Raw genomic sequence first — 18823 nt, forward strand, 5'->3', positions numbered from 1 at the left:
CCCATGAAGCGGCTGAACGGTTTTTTATATTTCTTGTCGGCGTTCATCGCAACCGGAATCCTCTTGCTTTTTATTATCTTTCCTCTCCGTTTTTATGCTCCTGTGTGGGATGGGTACCGGATAGCAGCGGTTCCCTGTTCGGACGATATTGAACGGTATGTTTCTGCTGCGGAAGAGGCCGGTATATCGGGAGCTGCATCGGAGTTTTCCGTTTCAAACCGCTTTTCATTACTAGGAACCGGCCGGCATGAACGCTTTCCATTTACCGATATCGGCCGTTATACCCGATGGTTCCGCGATGACGACGGCGGATATCAATATCTGTATCTTCCATATACTTCGATTTTTAAATACCTTTCGTTCTATTTTTCGCTCTACGGTAAACGAGCTCATTTTTTTCTTGAAGCTGCTATTCCATATAGTCCGATACAAGGGCTGCTTGCGCTTATTCTGTTTGCCTACTGTATTGCCGGTTCCCGTAAAAAACTGCTGTTTTTTGCCGCTGCGTTCAGCTTTGTCTGTTACGCTTTTTGTATTAAAAGCAGTTTATCGTCTGCAACTGCCCTGTTAAGTATATTGACTGCCGCATATTGGTTGGAGGCTCTGGAAAACGAATTGACCATTCAGTGGAAGCAGCTTAAAGAGCGGATAAAGCATAATATATTCATGCTGATTCTTCCTGCTGCCCCGCTGTTGACTGCGGCTATCGATGGAATAGTTCCGCTGTGTTTTTTCTTGCTGGCGCTGCTGTTATCGGCAAGTATACTTTTTTCCGTATACAGCTTTTTACAGCTGAAAGAGACCTATTGGGAGCAGTACCGTCAACATCCTTCGTTAAAGCTGTTTGCCATGCATCCGCAATCATGGACGCAGTTTTGGAATACACGATATGCAATTACTGCGACCGTTTTAACCGGCTGTTTGCTGCTGGTGTCTGCAATTATACCGCTTGTGTTCTCAACGAACCGTTTGAGTTCTGCTGCCGCTAAATTGAACGCGCCTCAGCCGGTTTCACGGCAGCCGATTCCGTTTACCGATTCCGGCTTTTTTACCGTGCAGGCATCGCGGCCGCAAGATTATCTCCCCGATTTAAGTAACTATATAGAAGATTATTGGTATACGGCTGTTTTACCCTACCTGAATGTGCATGAACCGCTCCAGCCGCTTACACCGAATATGCGGGTGTACTTTGATTCCTATTATGAGAATTCAGAGGGAAAACTGCATCGTGAAGAAAGAGTTATCTATTCCTTCGATACGGTGTTTATTCTTCGAGCTTTAAGAAATGAACGGCTGGCGCTGCTTCCGCTAGAAAAGATGCTGATAGCCCAAGCCGGTTTTTCTGCTGCTGCCTATCGCCCCTTATATGTATCTACACTGACTCCGTTTGCCTCATTTTTTATTATCCTCGGCACGTTGTTATTTCCCTGTGTTCTGATTATAATGAGCAAAATACGATGATGGAATTTATACGATTTAAACGAGGACAACAGCAAGTAAAATATATCCGCTTAGATCCCCAATTTGAAGGAAATGCTTTTCTGCCGCAATATGCGTTGGTTCCGCTTGCATTCAGAACACAAATGAGCAGCCTTCCGCTGGTCTCCGTAGGAGATTTTGTGAATGAAGGACAGATGGTTGCCCGTGCAGGGAATAGCTTATCGGCGCACGTTCATGCCTCGGTTCCCGGTATTGTTTCGGGGATTGTTGACGCACAGCTTCCGAACGGTCATTCATTCCGCGGACTCCATATCAAAACAGGAGGCAGCTTCGGTATATTGGGGAAGCAACGTACTCCGTACTTATGGAAGCAAAGTGATCAGATAGGGCTGATTCATTTCCTCGACCATGCCGGTTTAGTGAATACTTCAGGAGAAACGGTTTCTCTTGCAGAAGATATTAGAGCGGCGGTAAAGCAAGGTGTAAAAACACTAACCGTTATGCTTTACGATAAAGACCCTACCTGTATACTGGATTCTTTTTTAGCGCACCGTTTTATCCGCGAAGTTGCAGAAGGAATCGGCATTATCGCTCATGCGATGGGCGCCGCAAAAATCATCGTTGAAACAGGTACGGAAAAGAAAGACCGCACCCTTTTTGATACAATCGGAACCGTTATTTCCGACCGCGATCTTGCACATCTCACCATCCCGCAAACCTATCCAGCAGGAACTGCCCATACACGTTCGGCAGAAAAAGATGCTGTCGTGATCGACGCTTCGACTGCGTTGTCGGTTTATGAATCGGTGCAGCATAACCAACCGATGTTAACAACGTATTTGCTCCTTACCGGCAAGACATTGGAACATGCCAAGGTTATTAAAGTACGCATCGGGACACCGATCGGACACCTGATAGAAGAATGCGGCGGCTTTAAGAGCAAAAACACCCATATCATTCTGAACGGCTTATTGCGCGGAACTCTGATTGATAGTTTAGACCTACCCGCCGGTAAGGGGATTAAATCAATTCATGCAGTAGGGAACGATATCAACATTCAGCAACAGCTGGAGGAATGCGGGCACTGCGGACAATGCCTGCGGAGCTGCCCGGCATATATCGATCCCATCGATACGGTACGCCATATTCAAAGAGACCGGTACACCTCCGAAACGCTGCGTTCTATTGCATTATGCAGCGGTTGTGCCTGTTGTTCGGCAGTATGTCCGGTACGTATTCCGTTAAGCGCGATTATCAAATCGGCAGCAGCAAGAGGAGATAGTTATGCCGTATAACCGTACAATGCTCGCTCCTGCGCCTTACGTCTATACCGGTATGAATGCGCGGCAGACAGCTATACTCGTGCTGAGCCTCTTATCGCTTCAGCTTATCGCAATGGGTATTATGCACGATTTTGCAAGTATCTTTCTGGTCATATCTGCCGGAGCGGCGGCAGCGCTTGCGTCTTTTCTTATCGGTTATATGCAAGGGAAGGGTACCTTTGATATTCATGCGCTCGTAACCGGATTGTTGATCGGTTTTTTCCTACCGGTTAACGGAGGCTTCGTTTTTAGCTTTTTGATCGCGTTTATGAGTTATTTTTTCAGCTGGGGTGTTTTCGGCGGAAAAGGTTCATCATGGATTAATCCGGTTATGCTTGCCGTCTGTATTGCCGCAGTCTGCAAGCCCGATTGCTTTGTACAGCCGGTCAGTGCCGATCGGATTCTCTCCGGCGGCAGCGTTTTTGCAGCGATGAACGGTTCCGGTCTGTTGCAGACACCGGCCGACCAATATATAACGTCAGTGTTTAATTCAACATTTTTGCACGGGGTTGATGTAACGCTGCCGGAAGGGTATATCAGTCTTTTCCTTCATTATCCATCCGCCGTACCGGCTTTCCGTTATAATCTCTTAACGTTATGTTCTTCGATTGTATTGCTGTCAGTAAAAACGATTCATAAAACACTTCCTTTTACCTTTTTGATCGTTTACGGTCTGCTTGTGTATTTGTTTCCCTCCGCAGCGCAAGCAAGTGCATACGGACAGGGTGATATATTATCTGCGCTACTGACGAGCGGCGCTCTTTTTTCGGCCTTTTTTGTCATGAACGACAGCGGCTCTATTCCCCGTTCATGGGAAGGGAGATTCATCACGGGTATACTGACCGGCATCTTAGCTTTTTGTATTGCGGGTCCCGGTGCGATACCGGCCGGTATTCCTTTCGCCGTTTTATTTGTTGATTGCCTCACCCCCCTCATCGAGTGGCTCGAAGCATATTTTTATAAAAGAAGACGAGGTGCATTATGACCGATGCTGCAAAATACCTTTTAAAAAAATATGCCGCACTTGCCGGAATTGTGCTTGTATTCTTTGCCTCATTTTTTGGGCTGTCATATCTACGGAAAAAAGCGGATGCCCAATATTTGACCGCCGCAGCAGAAAAGCTTTGCCGTGCATATCCGGGCTTTAAGGATCAACAAATAACAATCACGGGCATTGGTAACTCAAGAGTATCCGGCTTGCCGTTCCGCACTGTATTGTCTGCATCATACTCAGGATATGAAGCTTTTGTATTTATGCTCCCGCTAACCGGTAAGTACGGTGTTTATCCTGCCGTCTTTTTTTATGAACGCTCAATCGGTTGCATCTTCTGCGGACTCGCCGGAGTTGACGCCCTTCCGGAGCAAGCGGAGCGCTACGGAATAACGCAGACAGCCGTTGCAATGCAGCAAGATAAAATTGAAACGGTAATGAAGCGGTGGGAGTGGTGGTAATATGATAAACAAATCTATTGTCTTTTTTTTAGGTTTATGTCCGGTCATCCCCCTCGCAGCTCATTTTGCTGAAGGTTTGATCTTTATTGCGGAATTTTGGTTTCTTTTGGCTGTCGGAATAGTAAGTAAGATGCTTATCGCTTATTTTAAAATTGATAAGTTTTCTCAGATGATACTCTACCTTGATATTATTTTTGCGGCAGCCTTATATGCGCAAATCGTAGGGGCAATTTTTCCCGTGATGGCAATTAGCCTTGAAAGATACATATATATGGTTGGGTTTTCGTATATACTGATTATCAGCATCGGTATGTATGATTCAAGCCAATATCCGTTTGAAATGCCGATACTCTATTCGATTCTCTTAGCGGCTATTTCGATATTGCGGGAACTCGTGGTGTTCGGTACGGTTTCTTTACCTGCTCGCTCCGGCTTATTCAGTATTACGCTTATCCCGTTCCCTTTACCGCTTAAATTTTTTGGGAGCAGCGCCGGTGTTCTTATGATGCTCGGTGTTGCACTCTGGCTTTTCCGCAGTTTTCATAAGGGTGAACTTTTGCCGTTCCAAACCGATGAATCGTATCGAAACCGGCAGTAGGGGAGATTCCGTATGTTTATTGCATCCTTGATCTTTTTTTATACTTTTCCTGCTTCATTAGTCTTTTTGCACGGTATCGGTTTGGAACGCCTTTCGATGAATGCGCGTTCAACCCGCGTAGTGATTCCGTTTATTCTACGGGATGGTGCAGTGATACTCATTTCTGCGTCACTCAGCTGGCTGCTTGAATTTTCTATTTTATTACCGCTCGATATCGTAAGTATAACGCCGATTGCCGCATTGATAATCGTATATCTGTGCGATCTGACCGTACACCGAATATTTTTTAAACATTCTGAAAGTCGGCTGATACGGGAGCGCTTGTTTTCGGGCGGTACCGTTATCTTTGCCCTCTATCAGGCTTTCACCTATATCGAATTGATTGCTATTCTGGTGAGCGCCTTAGTAAGTATGCTTGTTTGGTCGTTTGTGCTTTGTGCCGTCAGACGGAGGGTTGAGGAAAGCAATGTCAGTACACAATGGAAAAATGCACCGCTATTACTAATCAGTATGGGGCTGATTGCATTAGCGCTCTATGCATGGGACGTTGCATGGTTAACGCCGGCGCTTCTGTAACTTATGGTACAGGGTGATTGTTTACAGATACTTTACAAGGCAAGTTTGATATTGTTTTATCGGGATCTTCTACAAATCTATACGTGAGTTTTTAGAGATGCCCAATCCTATAAAATGAGATGGAGTTGAATTCCTTTATGAAACGTTGTTGGTTATTTTTCTTTTTTTCTGTTTTGATATGGAATACCTTTGCGCAAGAAGCTGCCGAAACTCAAGAACCGGAAACACCGTCTGCGCAAGCCCCTATTGCCGCTTATGTTTATGAACCTATTCGGAAGGGCGATCAGTTTATCCGCATGGGGTTACAGTTGGGGATACCGCTTTTTAATACCTCGCCGAATAAGTTTGCGATTAACCCCAAGATTTATCCGGGCGGCAGCATCTTCCTCGGTTATACTCACTATCTGACGAAAGGAGTTTCCATCGGCGGTGATGTTGCTTTTACCTTTCATTTAACGCGCGGCAGTAATCTCTATTTTGCCATTCCCTTTACCATCAATTCAGGATATACTTTTGCAATTCAAAAAATCCGTATTCCGCTCACGTTCGGGATCGGCGGTGATTTTCAATCCTACAACGGTACACGGTATTTCAGCTTGTTCTTTAGACCGCAAGCCGGCGTTTTCTATCAGTATTCCCCCGAATGGTCGTTCGGCGGCGAATTATCATGGGATATTGTTCCGCAATGGTATAAAGATTCAAGCTTGAATCGTACGGGCAATTTCTTGAATATCGGCTTTGCTGCCCGGTATCACTTTTAAAAAGGAACAGAACTATGAAGAAAAGAATGTTTGTGATTGCTTTTGTAACTTCTGTCATAATCGGTTTATCAGCATGTAAAAACCCGCCGATATTTGCTGCTATAGAGCAGGAGGTAAAGCTCAACCCTGCATCCGTTAAAGGCTTCGTCCACGGAATAGTTGAGATAACCGGTACGTTATATGCTTCAAACGGAAAAATATGGTACAAGGCAAAGGGAGAAACAGGAAAATGGTCGGAGCTGAGCGGCTGCCCCTTGGGTCGTTGTACAGGACTTGCTGTCAGTGGCTCCGATCTCTATGCCGCATTCGGGCAAGGCGATACCTTCACAATTTATTGGTACGACACGGGAGCTAAATCTTGGAATAAGGTGCCCGGACTAGCGGCGAAGGCTGTTTTCGGAACGCGGGTGGTTTTTGCCGTCAACTCACTAAAGAACGGTAATACGATGGCCTATACGATAAGCAGCGCTATTGAGAGCGGCACGCCGAATACATGGGCGTCGCCTACCGACAAGGCGCCGGTCGGTGCGGCCGGTTTATACTGCTTATTGGAAGACGGTCTTTACAAGAATGACAGTACAAAGATAACTGGGAGTCCTTCTTCGGGACTAAAGGGTATTTGTGATGGCCCTACACTGAATTCAGTCTTTGTTGTTGACGACACGAAATTGTACTGTTATGACGGCAGTGCTTCGACTTGGACAAATATTGTACACGGCGTAAGCAGCCCGCAAAGTATTACCTATTTGAAAAATAAGCAGTTAGTACTGATCAGCGGTATAAAGGGATATGGAGAAATTAAGCTTGCCGGCGATATTCCTACTCTTGCGGGTGCACAATCGATTAAAGCGGGGTCCGCAGATTCTTCCGTCCCGCCAGGGAATATTCTTCAATATAACAACAGCGTTGGAAAATATGTGATTAATCCTATTTATGCGTTTGAGAACGGTACCGGTTATGTCATCTATGCCGGTGTAAACGATCCCAATACAAAATATAGCGGCTTGTGGGGCTTCTACAATCCCGGTCAAATAGAATGGAACCGTGAGTAACGATTTATTCGAGGCAGCGGCGGCGGCGGAACGGCTTCCGCTTGCTGCACGAATGCGCCCCCGCAGTCTTGATGAATATATCGGGCAGGAACATATTGTCGGAAAAGGGCGGTTGTTAAGGAGAGCCATCCAAGCGGACAGGCTCTCGTCCGTTATCTTTTTTGGGCCGCCGGGGACGGGAAAAACAACCCTTGCTCAAGTCATTGCCAATCATACCAAAAGTAATTTTTTAAGTTTAAACGCTGTCCTTGCAGGCGTACAGCAGATACGCGATGCGATTGCATCGGCGGAACAATATAAAAAACTCTACGGAAAACCGACCATTCTTTTTGTCGATGAAGTACACCGATGGAACCGCGCACAGCAGGATGCTTTGCTGCCGTGGGTAGAAAACGGAACCGTTATCTTTATCGGCGCGACAACCGAAAATCCTTTTTTTGAAGTGAATAAAGCCTTAGTGAGCCGCAGTCGGGTATTTCAGCTCAAGGCGCTCACCGATGCCGACCTGTACCGGACTGTGGAACGGTGCTTGCAGGATACGGAGCGGGGCTACGGAAAATGGAAGGTCTCTTTTACCGAAGGCGCATTAGAGCATCTTGTCGAAACCGCCGCAGGTGATGCCCGCAGTCTCTTAAACGCGCTTGAGTTAGCCGTTGAAACCTCTACCGAGCACTGGCCGCCGCCTGCCGGTACGGAAATCATCATCGACATGCAAGCCGCTGAGGAAAGTATCCAGCAAAAAGCGGTGCTCTACGATAAGGACGGCGATTACCATTACGATATCATCAGTGCCTTTATAAAATCCATCCGAGGGAGCGACCCCGATGCGGCGCTCTACTGGCTTGCCCGAATGGTGCGGGCAGGGGAGTCCCCTCACTTTATCTTTCGGCGTATGCTTATTTCCGCTTGCGAGGATATCGGACTTGCCGATCCTCACGCGCTGACCGTTGTTACAAGTGCGGCGGCAGCCTTTGATCGTATCGGTTTGCCGGAGGGCAGGTACCACCTCACCCATGCAGCGCTGTATCTTGCGACATGCCCTAAATCGAATAGCTCGCTCGGTTTCTTTGACGCTCTCAAGGCGGTAGAAAGGGAACAAACCGAGGTGCCGAATCACTTGAAAGATGCAAACCGCGATGGAGAATCACTCGGGCATGGAGAAGGGTACCTGTATCCTCATGCCTACCGCGACCACTGGATTGCGCAGCAGTATCTGCCCGACGAACTGATCGGCAGGGTATTTTACACACCCGGATACACCGGCTACGAAGAAAAGATACGGAATGAGGTGCTGGCAAAGCGGGAAACCCAGCTGGCTGCCATACACGAAGCTGCCGAGGGAAAGAAGGATGCCTTTACGGTTGAAGATTGGCAGGCACGGACGGAAGGCAGCAGCGCCGAAATACTGGAGCAGATACGGGACACCCTTATCGGGCTGGCAAACCTGTCCGCCGATGACCGCGTGTTGGTGTACCGGGCTGACGGGGGGCTTTTGCTGTGGCCGAGTACCCGTATCACCCTTAACGGATGTACCGCAGGAATCTTTGAACACCAAGAAGCCTTGCAATCCGCACAGCGATACGCGGAAACCTTTGAATTTTTAAACCGTCCGATTATGACCGTGCTTCCAGCCTGTACCCACCCTCGTGAAAAAACACCTGCCGCTACTCAGCTCGATGAAACCCCATCCGCTGCGTCAGAGTATAGAACGCTTTTTCCTGAGCTGGCGTTTGATGTTGTGCTTTCGTATAACCCCGCTGCGACTGCGGACGGTTTTACCGCTTTCTTTTCCCGTATCGCGCAAGAGCATACCGCCGGTGCACGTATCATTTTTGCATTCGCGCTTCCGCAACAGGGACTCCGGCTGTCGGCACTGCTCCCGACTGACGAATCCGTAAATCGTTTTGCGGCTGCCGAGGCAGCCTTTTTTTCCGATAGCCGAAATACACGTACCGCATGGACGGAAAACACCGTTGCAAACATCGCCGAAAAAGCAGATTACCGTATACAGCTGCTGAAAAAGGTAGATTATCAGGAGAAGCGGCTGGTAACGCAGGCGGAACTCGGCCGATGGTTCTCGGCAGAATCCGAATACGGCACGGCAATCCGTAAGGCTTTTGGTTCGGAGGAAGGTGCTCTCGAAAAAATCATTCAGCAGCTGGAACAGCGGTGTAGAAAACCTGCCGTGTATACCCGTACCGTCGTATACATGAGTGTTTCCCTTTAGAGGAACTCCACCATAACGGCGTTTTACCCAATCCTTAGTTTCTATCCCCATTATGAATTACATACCGCATCGATATACCGGAGCAGCTGTTCGCAGGTATACCCGCTGATGAGGTAGGCATTTGAGTTGCGGTTATCGAAAAATACATAGTCGCCGCTTTGCAGAGGAGTAAACGAAAAGCGCAGCTCCGTGCCGTTACCGAGCGCTAAACGCACCCGTGCGGTTTGAGGACTTTGCAATGGCGGCGCGCTGTATATATCGATACAGGAGAATTTTTCTAAAAAGCTTTCCAATGCACGGAACGCAGCGCCGTTTGCTTCCGTTCGGATTATGCTGTGATTTCCGTACTCCAAGCCTTGGATGCCCGTGCCGCGGAAAAGCGCCGCGTATATCTGTAAATCGAGCCAGAAGGGAGCGGCGACCGTTAAAAAAGGTTCAAACGCATTATCGATTAAAAACACCTTGACGCTTGTTCCCGTCCGTACATATTGACCGGCGCCGACCGCATCGGTCATTCCGAAAAAGAGTTCCGAAAGAATGGTTTTATCCTTCCGCACAAAGACAATACGCGAAGCGTGTCCGTCATCGATTTGGTAATCGGGATAATCCTGCGGGCGTGCCGATATGGGGAGAAAGGAGCGTCCGGCGCCGAGCAGCGAAAAAAAGCGGTCGATAATCTCCTGCCTGACCGGATAGCTGCCGTTTCCGGTACGGAGATAAAAGCGGGCGCCGTCTTTAATCAGTGTCATTTCGCCCATCTCTACCGGTTCAGCCCTTGTCGGAATAGAAAACCGGATTTCCGCAACCTCGCGGATATCCTGTTCATGCATCAAGCTGCTCGAAAAGATGCCCGCCCGGGAAGGCCGGTGTAAAAAGCTCAGCGCATAGCAGCAGAGCAGCACGCAGAGGATGATAAACAGAACCTTTGTTTCTTTTTTCATGCGTGGTTCCTCCGCCGGAGGATGTATAGCGCGGCGCCTGCACCGATAATCAGCATGGGTATCAGCACAAGGTTAAGGATACGGGCGGCGGCGATAATGCGGTTAAACGCCGCATCGCTTTCAAAGTAGCGGAAAGGCAAAACCGCAGGCTGTTTGTTTTTCAGCTGCAAAAGCGCATCCTGCCGCGCAATCCAGTACACGGTATTCACCATAAAGTCCAAATTCGCATCGGAATTTGTGTATTCTACGGCGGAACTCACACAATACTCATCCGCAACCACCAAGAGCCGCGCATTGTCTGCGCCGCTGATCCCGCTCACCGCATTGACGCCACGTTCGCTGAAGACTGCCAGCGGATAGGCTGTGTGTTCACCGTTCGCGGCTGCGGCAAGCGGAGCTCCGTGCGGGTCGGTGTTATACGGCGGCAGTTGCAGCGCCGACCTGTTGCTTGAAACAAAGAGCGGAAGCGGCGTCTTTCCCCGCGCGGCGGTACAAACAACCTCCGACGGCCAGAAAAACTGCACGGGCTTTGCCGCAGATAGCAGCGGAGGCATCGCTTCCGCCTCCTGCCGGAATACCTGAACCCAAAACGGGTAGTTGATATGCTCGTACCGAGTACCGTCGGCGGCCGGTAATGTCATGCGGAAGTTTACGGGATCCATCACAAGATTAGCCTGCACCGCAAAACCTGAGCGGGCGAGCAGTTCAAGCAGCCCGTCATCTTTTTTGGGTGTTGCCTCCCAGCTGCCGCCGATATCCACGGTGTTTGCGGACACAAAAAAGACAGCGGAACCGTGCCTGTTAATGAAGGTATCAACAGCCGTCAGCATATCGGCATCAAAATAGGAAGAGCCGATTACCAATAGCGGAATTTCAGGGTGCAGCTCAGGGTAGGGTTTGGTCAACGTAATCGGTACAAACCCCGCATACTCAAGCCACGGCAGTACATACTTATAATTGCCCGCTGCACCGTTTTCTGCGCCGCCTTCGGGAAGCGCAACATAGACGGAGCGGTCGAGTTTTCGCCCTTGCGCATCCTGATTCATCTCGGAAATGAAACGCGCAATATCAGCTTCAAGGGTGTAGATATCGGAGAGGAACGGAATAACGCGGCTTTCCCCGCGATATTCGCACAGCAATCCCGAATAGAGGTTTTGCAGTACCTGCGTATTATTGCTGTTCCGCTCAATTTGCCGCGCGACAATGCCGAGCTGATTCAGCTGCTGCGGGGAAAGCTTCTCCGTATCCTTGTATAGCACGAGACAGCGTCCGTCCGCAGTTCGCTGATATTCTGCGAGGATGTCTTCAACATATTGCAGCGATGGCAGGAACCCGTCAATATTATACGAGCGGAACCACGTGATTGTTACCGTCCCTTCAAGGCTGTTCAGTATCGATCGGGTATAGGCTGAAAGTGAATAGGTGTGCTGTTGCGTCATATCAAGCCGAGCATAGAGCCGCTGTGAGAACAGCGCTGCCGTTACGACGATGGCGCCCAACAACAGGGCTTGAATACGGTACTCTTTTACGCTGCGCATTTTTATGTTTACCGGTTTTGTTTTCATCGGCTTTCCTCCTGAACGTACAGTAAAAAGACCGAAAGCCCCTGCGCCGCAACGATGAGCAATATATAGAAGAAGAAATCACGAGTGTCGAAAATACCGCGCGCGGCCGATTCAAAATGAAGCGTAAAAGAGCAATAGCGCAGTATTTTTACAATGACTGACGGGAGCGGGAGTACTTGAGCAAGTACGTGGCTTGCGGTAAAAAAGATACCGGTAAAAAAGCTGAGTAAAAAGCTGACGGCGGTGTGCGCAGAGATGTTTGAAAGTGCGAGCGACCATGCGGTAAAGGCTGCGCCGAAAAAGAGGACAGCGCAATACGAAAGAAAAAACGGAAAAAAATCAAAATAGACAAGCGGAATAACCGAAAGCGGAATCATCATCGTAAGTGTGGCGACTCCTGCAAAACAGACGAGCAGGGCTGCATATTTTGCCGCGGCAAGCAGGCGTTTATCCACCGGATAGGCGGCAAGGAGCCGGTCGGTGCCGTGTTTTTTTTCGTCAGCCCAGCTGTTCATCGCGAGCAGCGGAATGACAATACAGAACAGGAACGGCAGATTGAGGAAAAAGGGGCGGAAGTCCGACAGCCCCGCCGAAAACCAGTATCCTGAACCCACGAACGGGAGCGCCGCTCCGAGGTAAAGCACGAGCGCCGCCGCATACAGCGCGGGGCTGTATATGAGCGCATGTAGCTCCTTGTTAAAAAGCGCCTTAAACGCCGGGAATCGATTCATCGCCGCCCCCGCTTACCGGCTTCGGAAACGGCAGATTCACGAAACTCGCGGGTGGTAACTCCGGCGTACTGTTCAAAGGTTTTGAACAAAAGCGTGTCGGAAGAAACATCTTCTTCAATGCCGAAGTCTTCGTATAAACGCTCGGCAAGTTCCGCCCGTGTTCCTCCGGCAATCTGCCGTCCTTTGTGGAGCAGAATATGCTGCGAGCATATCCGTCCGGCCAGCTCAAGCTGATGGGTGCAAAGGATGACCGCCGCATACGTGGATAGCGCGAGTATCTTTTTTTCGAAGTCTTTCAGCTGGAACGGATCAAGGCCGGACGCGGGTTCGTCCAAGAGGACGAGGCGGGGGTGATGGATAATCGCTTGCGCAAGCCCTACCCGCTGCCGGTATCCCTTCGACAGCTCCTTAATCCGTTTGGCGTATACCTCTTGCAAATCGGTAAACTCAACCGCCTCGTCAAGAAGGTCTTGCTGCATGGCATTACCGAAGCCGCGCATTTGCAGCGTAAAAAGCAAGAACTCCCGTACCGTCATCGAATCATAGAGCGGGTTTTGCTCATACAAAATCCCGATATTCCGCTTAGCCTCGATCGGTTCGTTCAAAATGGAGTATCCGCAAATCGATACGTCTCCGGAAGAGGGCAGGCGGTACCCGCTGATACTGTTCAATACCGTACTTTTCCCCGCTCCGTTTAATCCAAGCAGGGAGTAAATACCTCCAGCTTCCGCGGTAAAACTGATGTGTTCACAGCCGATGTGCCGCTTCTTTCCTGCGCCGTAATATTTACAGATGTCCTGTACTTCAAGGATAATCACTGTTGCCTCTGCCCTTAAGAACTGCTTGCAGCTTCAATACTTTTATTGCCTTATTGGAAACCTCTAAAAATCTAACCGAGTTTTTAGAGATGCCCTATTCTTTGAAAACCGTAATATCGTCCACAGCTTTCCGTTTCGGCATCGGCGGCTCTTCGGCAGCATAACCTACGGCAATAACTGCAACGATAATTTGATTTTCATCGATATTAAAAAACTTTCTGATTGCCGCCTCATCGTAAATTCCCATAATAAGTGTTGCAAGCCCTAACTCATGCGCTTTAAGGCAGAGGTTCATCGCCTGCATTCCATGGTCGTAGTACTGAAAGCCGTCTTTAAGGTGCGTTTCATATTCACCGTCCCGTGTAAAGCCCGAACGCTTATTGACCACTGTAGACACAATCAAGACCGGCGCGTTTTGCACACTCTGCCGATTAAAATCTGCAAGACATTTTGCAAGCTCTTCTTCGGCATTACCCTCCGCTACATAATAGCGCGAAACTTGAGAATTTTTCCACGAAGGAGCCAGAATCGCCGCCTGAATAATTTCCCGTACCAGCTCACGCGGTACAGGCTGATTTGTATATTTGCGCACGCTCCGGCGCTGTTCCATACATGTTTGTAAATCCATACGAATACCTCCTGATGAAGATGTACTATATCACTTTTCGGATAATCAACAAACCCCGTCACAGAGCGAAAACGGCAGGTATTAAAGCCTTTGTATGAATAAATCACATAGCTTTTTTATCGAAATCGGATTATAGTATTCGCGTGAGTAAAAGACATAAACTTATTCTAACGATATTAATACATCTGCTAACCTTTATCGCAGGGTTTCTGAACGGCGTATTTTTTATTATAGCCGGTACGGCAGTCAGCCATCATACCGGTACTATTACTCGTGTAGCGCTGACCCTTTCCAAAGGAGCGATTGCGGAGGCAGCAGCATTTTTATTGCTTATTCTTTCTTTTTATATCGGCGCATGCATCTCCGGTATGCTTTTTCACAAGAGTGATTGTACATTTTCAAAACGCTACGGCATTCTTTTATTGGTTTTTTCAACAGTCTTTTTTGCAATAGCCGTTATAGGACCTCCACTACGTATTGTCCTTTCCATAACTTGTGTGATACTCGGTATACAAAACGGTATGTTCATTCCTTATGACGGAATTTTAATACGAACTTCGCATTTTAGCGGCTATTTAACGGATGCGGGACTCGCGATGGGGAAAGTTATCCGTGGAAAAAGGCAAGAACTGCGACGCAGTGTACACTATCTGTCCGGCATTATATGTTTCGCAGCCGGTGCTGCCGCCTCCGCATTTATGCCTTCTTCTTTATTTTTTTATATTATTGCAGTTTTCTATTTCTTTACTGCGGTATTTTATTTTGCTTTTATTCGTGCGGTTTAATACCTGCCGTTTTTCGGCAACGCTCTGCGTTGGGATTGTTGATTCTAATGATATGATATTCTTACATAAAGATATTCCGTCTTAATACGGCAACTGCACCGGAAATATCCGATACAGTTGCCATACATGACGTTAAATACCTACACCGCTTCGGATTTATAAATTTCCGGCTTATAGAGTTTAATTATTTTTGTAAACAAAATATGCAACAGCAAAGCACAGCCGAATGGTACAACTAAGTATGCAATCAGCAATGCACCAATCCGCACAGCAGGAGATCCGCTTAATAGCTCGTATGCCTTAATCGGACCGACAAGCCCTGCAATACCAAAGCCGGCACTCACCTTATCGCCCATAATACCTAGGAAACGCCCTGCGATCCCTGATGCAGCGGCCGTTAATACAACCGGCAATGCCATAATAGGGTAACGCACAAGGTTTGGAATCATCAGCTTCATACCGCCGAGGGCAATAGCTGCGGTAATTCCAGCCTTATTTACACGCCACGATCCTACAATAAGTACGGCAGTACAAGCAGCAACCCCCAAGTTTGCAGCCCCGGATGCCAACCCTGCAAGTCCAATCGCAATACCGATTGCCACCGTCGAAATAGGTGAGATAATGACAATAGAGAAAGATGCGGCAATAAGAATACACATCAGTACCGGCTGCAGCACGGTAAACGAGTTAATACCGCGGCCGATTGCAGCGCTTACTTCTGCTACATACGGCAAGATAAAGAGTCCCAATGCCCCCAACCCGCCTGCGACAATAATCGGCTGCACAATAATCGTAAGCGAGCCGAGCTTGTTACCCAACCACAGCGTAACAAGGGCTGCCAGTGCAACAATAATCATCACATTGATTAAGTCGCCGATACCGGCAAGTTTAACAATACCGTCTACATGGCGTACTGCTCCAGACGCGATAAAACCGGCAAGCCCGATCATAGAAGCCTTAATCGGCACAAAACCAAGCTGTATACCGACGATAAAGCCGATCACCGCAGATACCAAATATTGCACATCCGCAACAGACTGGTACAGCATACCGAATATGGCACCGTATGGCGCCAACGCCTTAAATATCTGTCCTAAAACAGCGTTAGCAATAAGGGCAACAACAATCCCTGCAGCCATGCCATTTAAAAGCGTATTAATAAAAAATTTAACCGTAATTTTCTTTGTTTGTTCAGCCATAATGTTCTCGATCTTATATCCTTATACTATCAAATACGGGAGTACCCCAAAATGATACTCCCATTGCCCTTTTATAACCCGAATAATTTCTCTTTGCCGTGTACAAAGGTGGTAATAAGATCACAATACGGTGTAGGGATATGCAGTTCTTTACCTTTACGGGAAATATAACCATTTAAGAAATCAATTTCGGTTAAACGGTGATTTTTGATCAGATCCTGGTGCATCGAAGGATAGTGCTTTGCCCCGACAAAGTCCGGCTGCGTAAACCCGTAAACGTAGTCAGTTACGGAGTCGATATCCAATGTAACCCCTTGTGTTTTTGCTATTGCGGCAAATTCAGAGATGATACAGCGCATCATATCTTTACAACCTACGATACTGCCAAGCTCCAGCATATTGCATTCCATAATTGTGCAGGTGCTGTTCATTGCTCCATTGAGTGCTGCCTTCCGCCAAATAGACCATAAAATATTATCGGAATAAACTGCAGGCATTGTTGCTTTATTGAGCGCTTCTACAATGACCTTCGCACCGGCTTTACCTTCCGGTACAATATTCTGAATTTCTGTTTTTCCATGGCTTGACAACACTGCACTCCCCGGCCCCTTCATACCGGCAGTTACTACGGTAACACCCATAAAAATATTTTTAGGAGCGATAAACTTTTTCAGTGTTTCAGTATGACCGAGTCCATTCAAAAGACAGAGGATTTTTGTATCATCTCGCAGAACATGTTTAATACTACTCAGCATATGTTCCAACTGCATCGATTTTGTAAACACGATAACAAAATCGGCAGAGCCCTTAAACTCTTCCGGTTTATAAACATCGATCTTTGTCGATAGTTCCGCAGTACCGTCTTGCAAGTGCAAACCGTTTTTTCTAATTGCATCGATATTATCCTGCCAACCGTCCAGCAGTGTTACATCATTACCGCTTTTTTGCAGCATAAAACCGAAACTGCAGCCCATAGCACCTGAGCCGGCAATAACAACCTTCATAAAAACTCCTCTATTAGGATAGACCGGCATAATAGATAGCATATTATCTATAAAAATAGGATTATAAAACCCGTATATAACACCGCTATCCTAATAGCCGGTATTTTATCGCTTTTCATATACAATGTCTATAAATCAGACGCCGGTATCACGGAACTCACAGTGTTGGGCAAAACTGAGCTCCCTGATAATATTTATAAATTATTGCAGGCTTTCAGCTTATTTTCTTCCGTTTAAGAATAGAGACGGTTCATATAAAAAAGAAACAGTTTATATTTGCAAAGACGATAAACATCCTGAAATAGATAAAAAGGAGGGGAAGCTCATTTCGGTAACCCCAACAATCGATTTTCAAAATAGATTGAAAATCGATTGCCGGAGGCGTTCATCCTGCGGGGATAACTTCTATGGCTAATATGCCATCCCTTCTACCGCTAAAGAATCCATCCACAGCATCTTAACCACTGTAACAGTCAGTGTGCCATTTTCGGTTTGGGTACCCTTGCGTACATAGACGGTAATACCATCGGTGTTAAAGGTATCGTAGTTATCGAGCGAATCAGGCGAACCGGCAAACACGGCCGGTTGAGGTACGACGCCGCCTCACGTGCGGCATCCGCCTAAGTAGGTATACACGCTGGTTTCATTGTGTTTTGCAAGAAAGGCTCTTGCTTTTTCATCAACAGTAACTGTCATAGTTCCTCCTTTTTCTTTAATACATTAAAGAAATGCTTTATAGTTATAGGATTTATTCCTATTTTCTAGAGGTAATATAAAAAAATTTTGACTTTTCGTCAAATCTATTAAAAAAATGTCAGGGTAAACTTATTGGATGTTGTTTGATGTATTTACCAGTAATATGCGATGTGCAGATCACTTGACAAAGTCGAGAAATAGCACAACCATACATATTATGTTATATAATAAACATTCATTATGCTTTGCTCTGCTGTTCGTTTATATTGCAGTGGTATTTCTTCCTCTCTATAGTGCTGAATCAAAAATGTCTAGCAATTCAACAGAGGAAGCAGCAGAACATCAGAAAAAAAATTTATTTGGAGATGTTTCTCGAAGCTCGCCTTTTTCTGAGCAAGAATATGACCGACTTATTTTAAAAATGTATGTTAGTTCCGCCAATATCCCGTTGTATTGGTTTGAAAAAGGCGAATGGCAATTAAAAGAAGATAATTGTTGGGTGTCAGGGAGTGAGGATGAGGTTGTTTCTCCCTACCAATTTAATATGATAAAGCATGTTCGCTATTATAGATACAAAAATATGCATCCGCTTGACTCTGCATACTATGCGCAAGATGAAGGTACCGTAAATTTCCTAAAGAGGTTTTGTTTTTATCGTTTTACGGGGAAAACCTTGTTACCATGGCTTGATGTGTATCTTTTCGCGCTGGATATGCATACAGGTCTTCTCTTTTACTATGCACTTCCAAGTAGATTTGATAAAATTTTGGGAAACAGCGTCCCTCGGGATTGGGTTGCGCTTGAAAAGCACCCTTATGTAAAGGAAAAATTTCCTAATAAAAAATTTTATGAATTTGATCCGATTGGTATTATGCAAACAAATGGAAAGATTTTCTTATATGAGTGGTTTACTGAACAAAATAAACGAAAAGATTCCGATATCGGTGTTTATATTCCGCATTTTGACGACTACAAAGACATTGCTTCACAAGCATCTTCAGGCTATTCTCCATATCGGATAAAATGAG

Annotated in this window: 19 protein-coding genes; 11 read left to right on the top strand and 8 right to left on the bottom strand. The window is 46.8% G+C overall.

All coding sequences use genetic code 11. The features are described from left to right. The first annotated feature begins 3 nt into the window (after positions 1 to 3). From E4N65_RS00965 to E4N65_RS01005, 9 genes are all read left to right on the top strand, one after another. On the top strand, positions 4 to 1461 hold the full coding sequence (locus E4N65_RS00965; RefSeq protein WP_253673606.1) for a hypothetical protein: 1458 nt from the start codon (positions 4 to 6) through the stop codon (positions 1459 to 1461). Continuing rightward, on the top strand, positions 1458 to 2735 hold the full coding sequence (locus tag E4N65_RS00970; protein ID WP_253673607.1) for a 4Fe-4S dicluster domain-containing protein: 1278 nt from the start codon (positions 1458 to 1460) through the stop codon (positions 2733 to 2735). The genes E4N65_RS00965 and E4N65_RS00970 overlap by 4 nt, the downstream gene beginning before the upstream one ends. After that, positions 2725 to 3747 carry an RnfABCDGE type electron transport complex subunit D gene (locus E4N65_RS00975; protein ID WP_253673608.1) on the top strand — a complete coding sequence of 341 codons (1023 nt, stop codon included), beginning with the start codon at positions 2725 to 2727 and terminating at the stop codon, positions 3745 to 3747. The genes E4N65_RS00970 and E4N65_RS00975 overlap by 11 nt, the downstream gene beginning before the upstream one ends. Continuing rightward, entirely contained in the window at positions 3744 to 4214 is a 471-nt protein-coding gene (locus E4N65_RS00980) for a hypothetical protein (RefSeq protein WP_253673609.1), read from the top strand. Before E4N65_RS00975 ends, E4N65_RS00980 begins: the two co-directional genes overlap by 4 nt. A gap of 1 nt (position 4215) precedes the next feature. Further along, positions 4216 to 4812: a hypothetical protein gene (locus E4N65_RS00985; RefSeq protein WP_253673610.1), complete on the top strand. Its 597-nt coding sequence runs from the start codon at positions 4216 to 4218 to the stop codon at positions 4810 to 4812. A gap of 12 nt (positions 4813 to 4824) precedes the next feature. Continuing rightward, positions 4825 to 5388 carry a hypothetical protein gene (locus E4N65_RS00990; protein ID WP_253673612.1) on the top strand — a complete coding sequence of 188 codons (564 nt, stop codon included), beginning with the start codon at positions 4825 to 4827 and terminating at the stop codon, positions 5386 to 5388. 137 nt (positions 5389 to 5525) lie between these two features. Further along, a complete protein-coding gene (locus E4N65_RS00995; RefSeq protein WP_253673614.1) occupies positions 5526 to 6149 on the top strand; it encodes a TP0733 family outer membrane beta-barrel protein in 624 nt (207 codons plus the stop codon). A gap of 14 nt (positions 6150 to 6163) precedes the next feature. Further along, positions 6164 to 7201: a hypothetical protein gene (locus tag E4N65_RS01000; protein WP_253673616.1), complete on the top strand. Its 1038-nt coding sequence runs from the start codon at positions 6164 to 6166 to the stop codon at positions 7199 to 7201. After that, a complete protein-coding gene (locus tag E4N65_RS01005; protein ID WP_253673618.1) occupies positions 7194 to 9428 on the top strand; it encodes an AAA family ATPase in 2235 nt (744 codons plus the stop codon). Before E4N65_RS01000 ends, E4N65_RS01005 begins: the two co-directional genes overlap by 8 nt. A 50-nt stretch (positions 9429 to 9478) precedes the next feature. Here the strand turns inward: E4N65_RS01005 and E4N65_RS01010 are convergent, their stop codons facing one another. The 5 genes from E4N65_RS01010 to E4N65_RS01030 all read right to left on the bottom strand — a co-directional run bounded on the left by E4N65_RS01010 (position 9479) and on the right by E4N65_RS01030 (position 14111). Continuing rightward, positions 9479 to 10369, bottom strand: a complete 891-nt coding sequence (locus E4N65_RS01010) for a DUF4340 domain-containing protein (RefSeq protein WP_253673620.1) — start codon at positions 10367 to 10369, stop codon at positions 9479 to 9481. After that, positions 10366 to 11934 (bottom strand): Gldg family protein, encoded by a 1569-nt coding sequence (locus tag E4N65_RS01015; RefSeq protein ID WP_253673622.1) that lies wholly within the window; start codon positions 11932 to 11934, stop codon positions 10366 to 10368. Before E4N65_RS01015 ends, E4N65_RS01010 begins: the two co-directional genes overlap by 4 nt. Next, positions 11931 to 12665: an ABC transporter permease gene (locus tag E4N65_RS01020; protein WP_253673624.1), complete on the bottom strand. Its 735-nt coding sequence runs from the start codon at positions 12663 to 12665 to the stop codon at positions 11931 to 11933. The genes E4N65_RS01015 and E4N65_RS01020 overlap by 4 nt, the downstream gene beginning before the upstream one ends. Further along, complete coding sequence (locus E4N65_RS01025; RefSeq protein WP_253673626.1) at positions 12662 to 13483, bottom strand: ABC transporter ATP-binding protein; 822 nt, start codon at positions 13481 to 13483, stop codon at positions 12662 to 12664. The genes E4N65_RS01020 and E4N65_RS01025 overlap by 4 nt, the downstream gene beginning before the upstream one ends. 94 nt (positions 13484 to 13577) lie before the next feature. Continuing rightward, positions 13578 to 14111: a nitroreductase family protein gene (locus E4N65_RS01030; RefSeq protein ID WP_253673627.1), complete on the bottom strand. Its 534-nt coding sequence runs from the start codon at positions 14109 to 14111 to the stop codon at positions 13578 to 13580. A gap of 143 nt (positions 14112 to 14254) precedes the next feature. Here E4N65_RS01030 and E4N65_RS01035 point away from each other — a divergent pair, with 143 nt between their 5' ends. Beyond that, complete coding sequence (locus E4N65_RS01035) at positions 14255 to 14896, top strand: YoaK family protein (protein WP_253673628.1); 642 nt, start codon at positions 14255 to 14257, stop codon at positions 14894 to 14896. Between the two features lie 140 nt (positions 14897 to 15036). Here the strand turns inward: E4N65_RS01035 and E4N65_RS01040 are convergent, their stop codons facing one another. The 3 genes from E4N65_RS01040 to E4N65_RS12205 form a co-directional block, all read right to left on the bottom strand. Continuing rightward, on the bottom strand, positions 15037 to 16095 hold the full coding sequence (locus E4N65_RS01040) for a PTS sugar transporter subunit IIC (protein WP_253673630.1): 1059 nt from the start codon (positions 16093 to 16095) through the stop codon (positions 15037 to 15039). Between the two features lie 71 nt (positions 16096 to 16166). Next, positions 16167 to 17099, bottom strand: coding sequence for a 2-dehydropantoate 2-reductase (locus tag E4N65_RS01045; RefSeq protein WP_253673632.1), 933 nt, complete (start codon positions 17097 to 17099; stop codon positions 16167 to 16169). Positions 17100 to 17510: 411 nt separating this feature from the next. Continuing rightward, positions 17511 to 17795, bottom strand: coding sequence for a CC/Se motif family (seleno)protein (locus E4N65_RS12205; RefSeq protein ID WP_304413155.1), 285 nt, complete (start codon positions 17793 to 17795; stop codon positions 17511 to 17513). Positions 17796 to 18012: 217 nt separating this feature from the next. Between E4N65_RS12205 and E4N65_RS01055 the strand changes: the two genes are divergently transcribed. Further along, positions 18013 to 18822 carry a hypothetical protein gene (locus tag E4N65_RS01055; RefSeq protein WP_044017008.1) on the top strand — a complete coding sequence of 270 codons (810 nt, stop codon included), beginning with the start codon at positions 18013 to 18015 and terminating at the stop codon, positions 18820 to 18822. Position 18823: the final 1 nt, after the last annotated feature.

It is taken from the genome of Treponema sp. OMZ 855, assembly GCF_024181145.1.
In the GTDB taxonomy this organism is placed as follows: domain Bacteria; phylum Spirochaetota; class Spirochaetia; order Treponematales; family Treponemataceae; genus Treponema.

Bases quoted from the DNA above. Each gene is read 5' to 3' on its own strand.
- E4N65_RS00995 (WP_253673614.1), top strand. From the start codon at position 5,526: ATGAAACGTTGTTGGTTATTTTTCTTTTTTTCTGTTTTGATATGGAAT.
- E4N65_RS00990 (WP_253673612.1), top strand. From the start codon at position 4,825: ATGTTTATTGCATCCTTGATCTTTTTTTATACTTTTCCTGCTTCATTA.
- E4N65_RS00970 (WP_253673607.1), top strand. From the start codon at position 1,458: ATGATGGAATTTATACGATTTAAACGAGGACAACAGCAAGTAAAATAT.
- E4N65_RS01020 (WP_253673624.1), bottom strand. From the start codon at position 12,665: ATGAATCGATTCCCGGCGTTTAAGGCGCTTTTTAACAAGGAGCTACAT.
- E4N65_RS00965 (WP_253673606.1), top strand. From the start codon at position 4: ATGAAGCGGCTGAACGGTTTTTTATATTTCTTGTCGGCGTTCATCGCA.
- E4N65_RS00985 (WP_253673610.1), top strand. From the start codon at position 4,216: ATGATAAACAAATCTATTGTCTTTTTTTTAGGTTTATGTCCGGTCATC.
- E4N65_RS01010 (WP_253673620.1), bottom strand. From the start codon at position 10,369: ATGAAAAAAGAAACAAAGGTTCTGTTTATCATCCTCTGCGTGCTGCTC.
- E4N65_RS00980 (WP_253673609.1), top strand. From the start codon at position 3,744: ATGACCGATGCTGCAAAATACCTTTTAAAAAAATATGCCGCACTTGCC.
- E4N65_RS01015 (WP_253673622.1), bottom strand. From the start codon at position 11,934: ATGAAAACAAAACCGGTAAACATAAAAATGCGCAGCGTAAAAGAGTAC.
- E4N65_RS01040 (WP_253673630.1), bottom strand. From the start codon at position 16,095: ATGGCTGAACAAACAAAGAAAATTACGGTTAAATTTTTTATTAATACG.
- E4N65_RS01030 (WP_253673627.1), bottom strand. From the start codon at position 14,111: ATGGATTTACAAACATGTATGGAACAGCGCCGGAGCGTGCGCAAATAT.
- E4N65_RS01045 (WP_253673632.1), bottom strand. From the start codon at position 17,099: ATGAAGGTTGTTATTGCCGGCTCAGGTGCTATGGGCTGCAGTTTCGGT.
- E4N65_RS01000 (WP_253673616.1), top strand. From the start codon at position 6,164: ATGAAGAAAAGAATGTTTGTGATTGCTTTTGTAACTTCTGTCATAATC.
- E4N65_RS01055 (WP_044017008.1), top strand. From the start codon at position 18,013: ATGTTATATAATAAACATTCATTATGCTTTGCTCTGCTGTTCGTTTAT.
- E4N65_RS00975 (WP_253673608.1), top strand. From the start codon at position 2,725: ATGCCGTATAACCGTACAATGCTCGCTCCTGCGCCTTACGTCTATACC.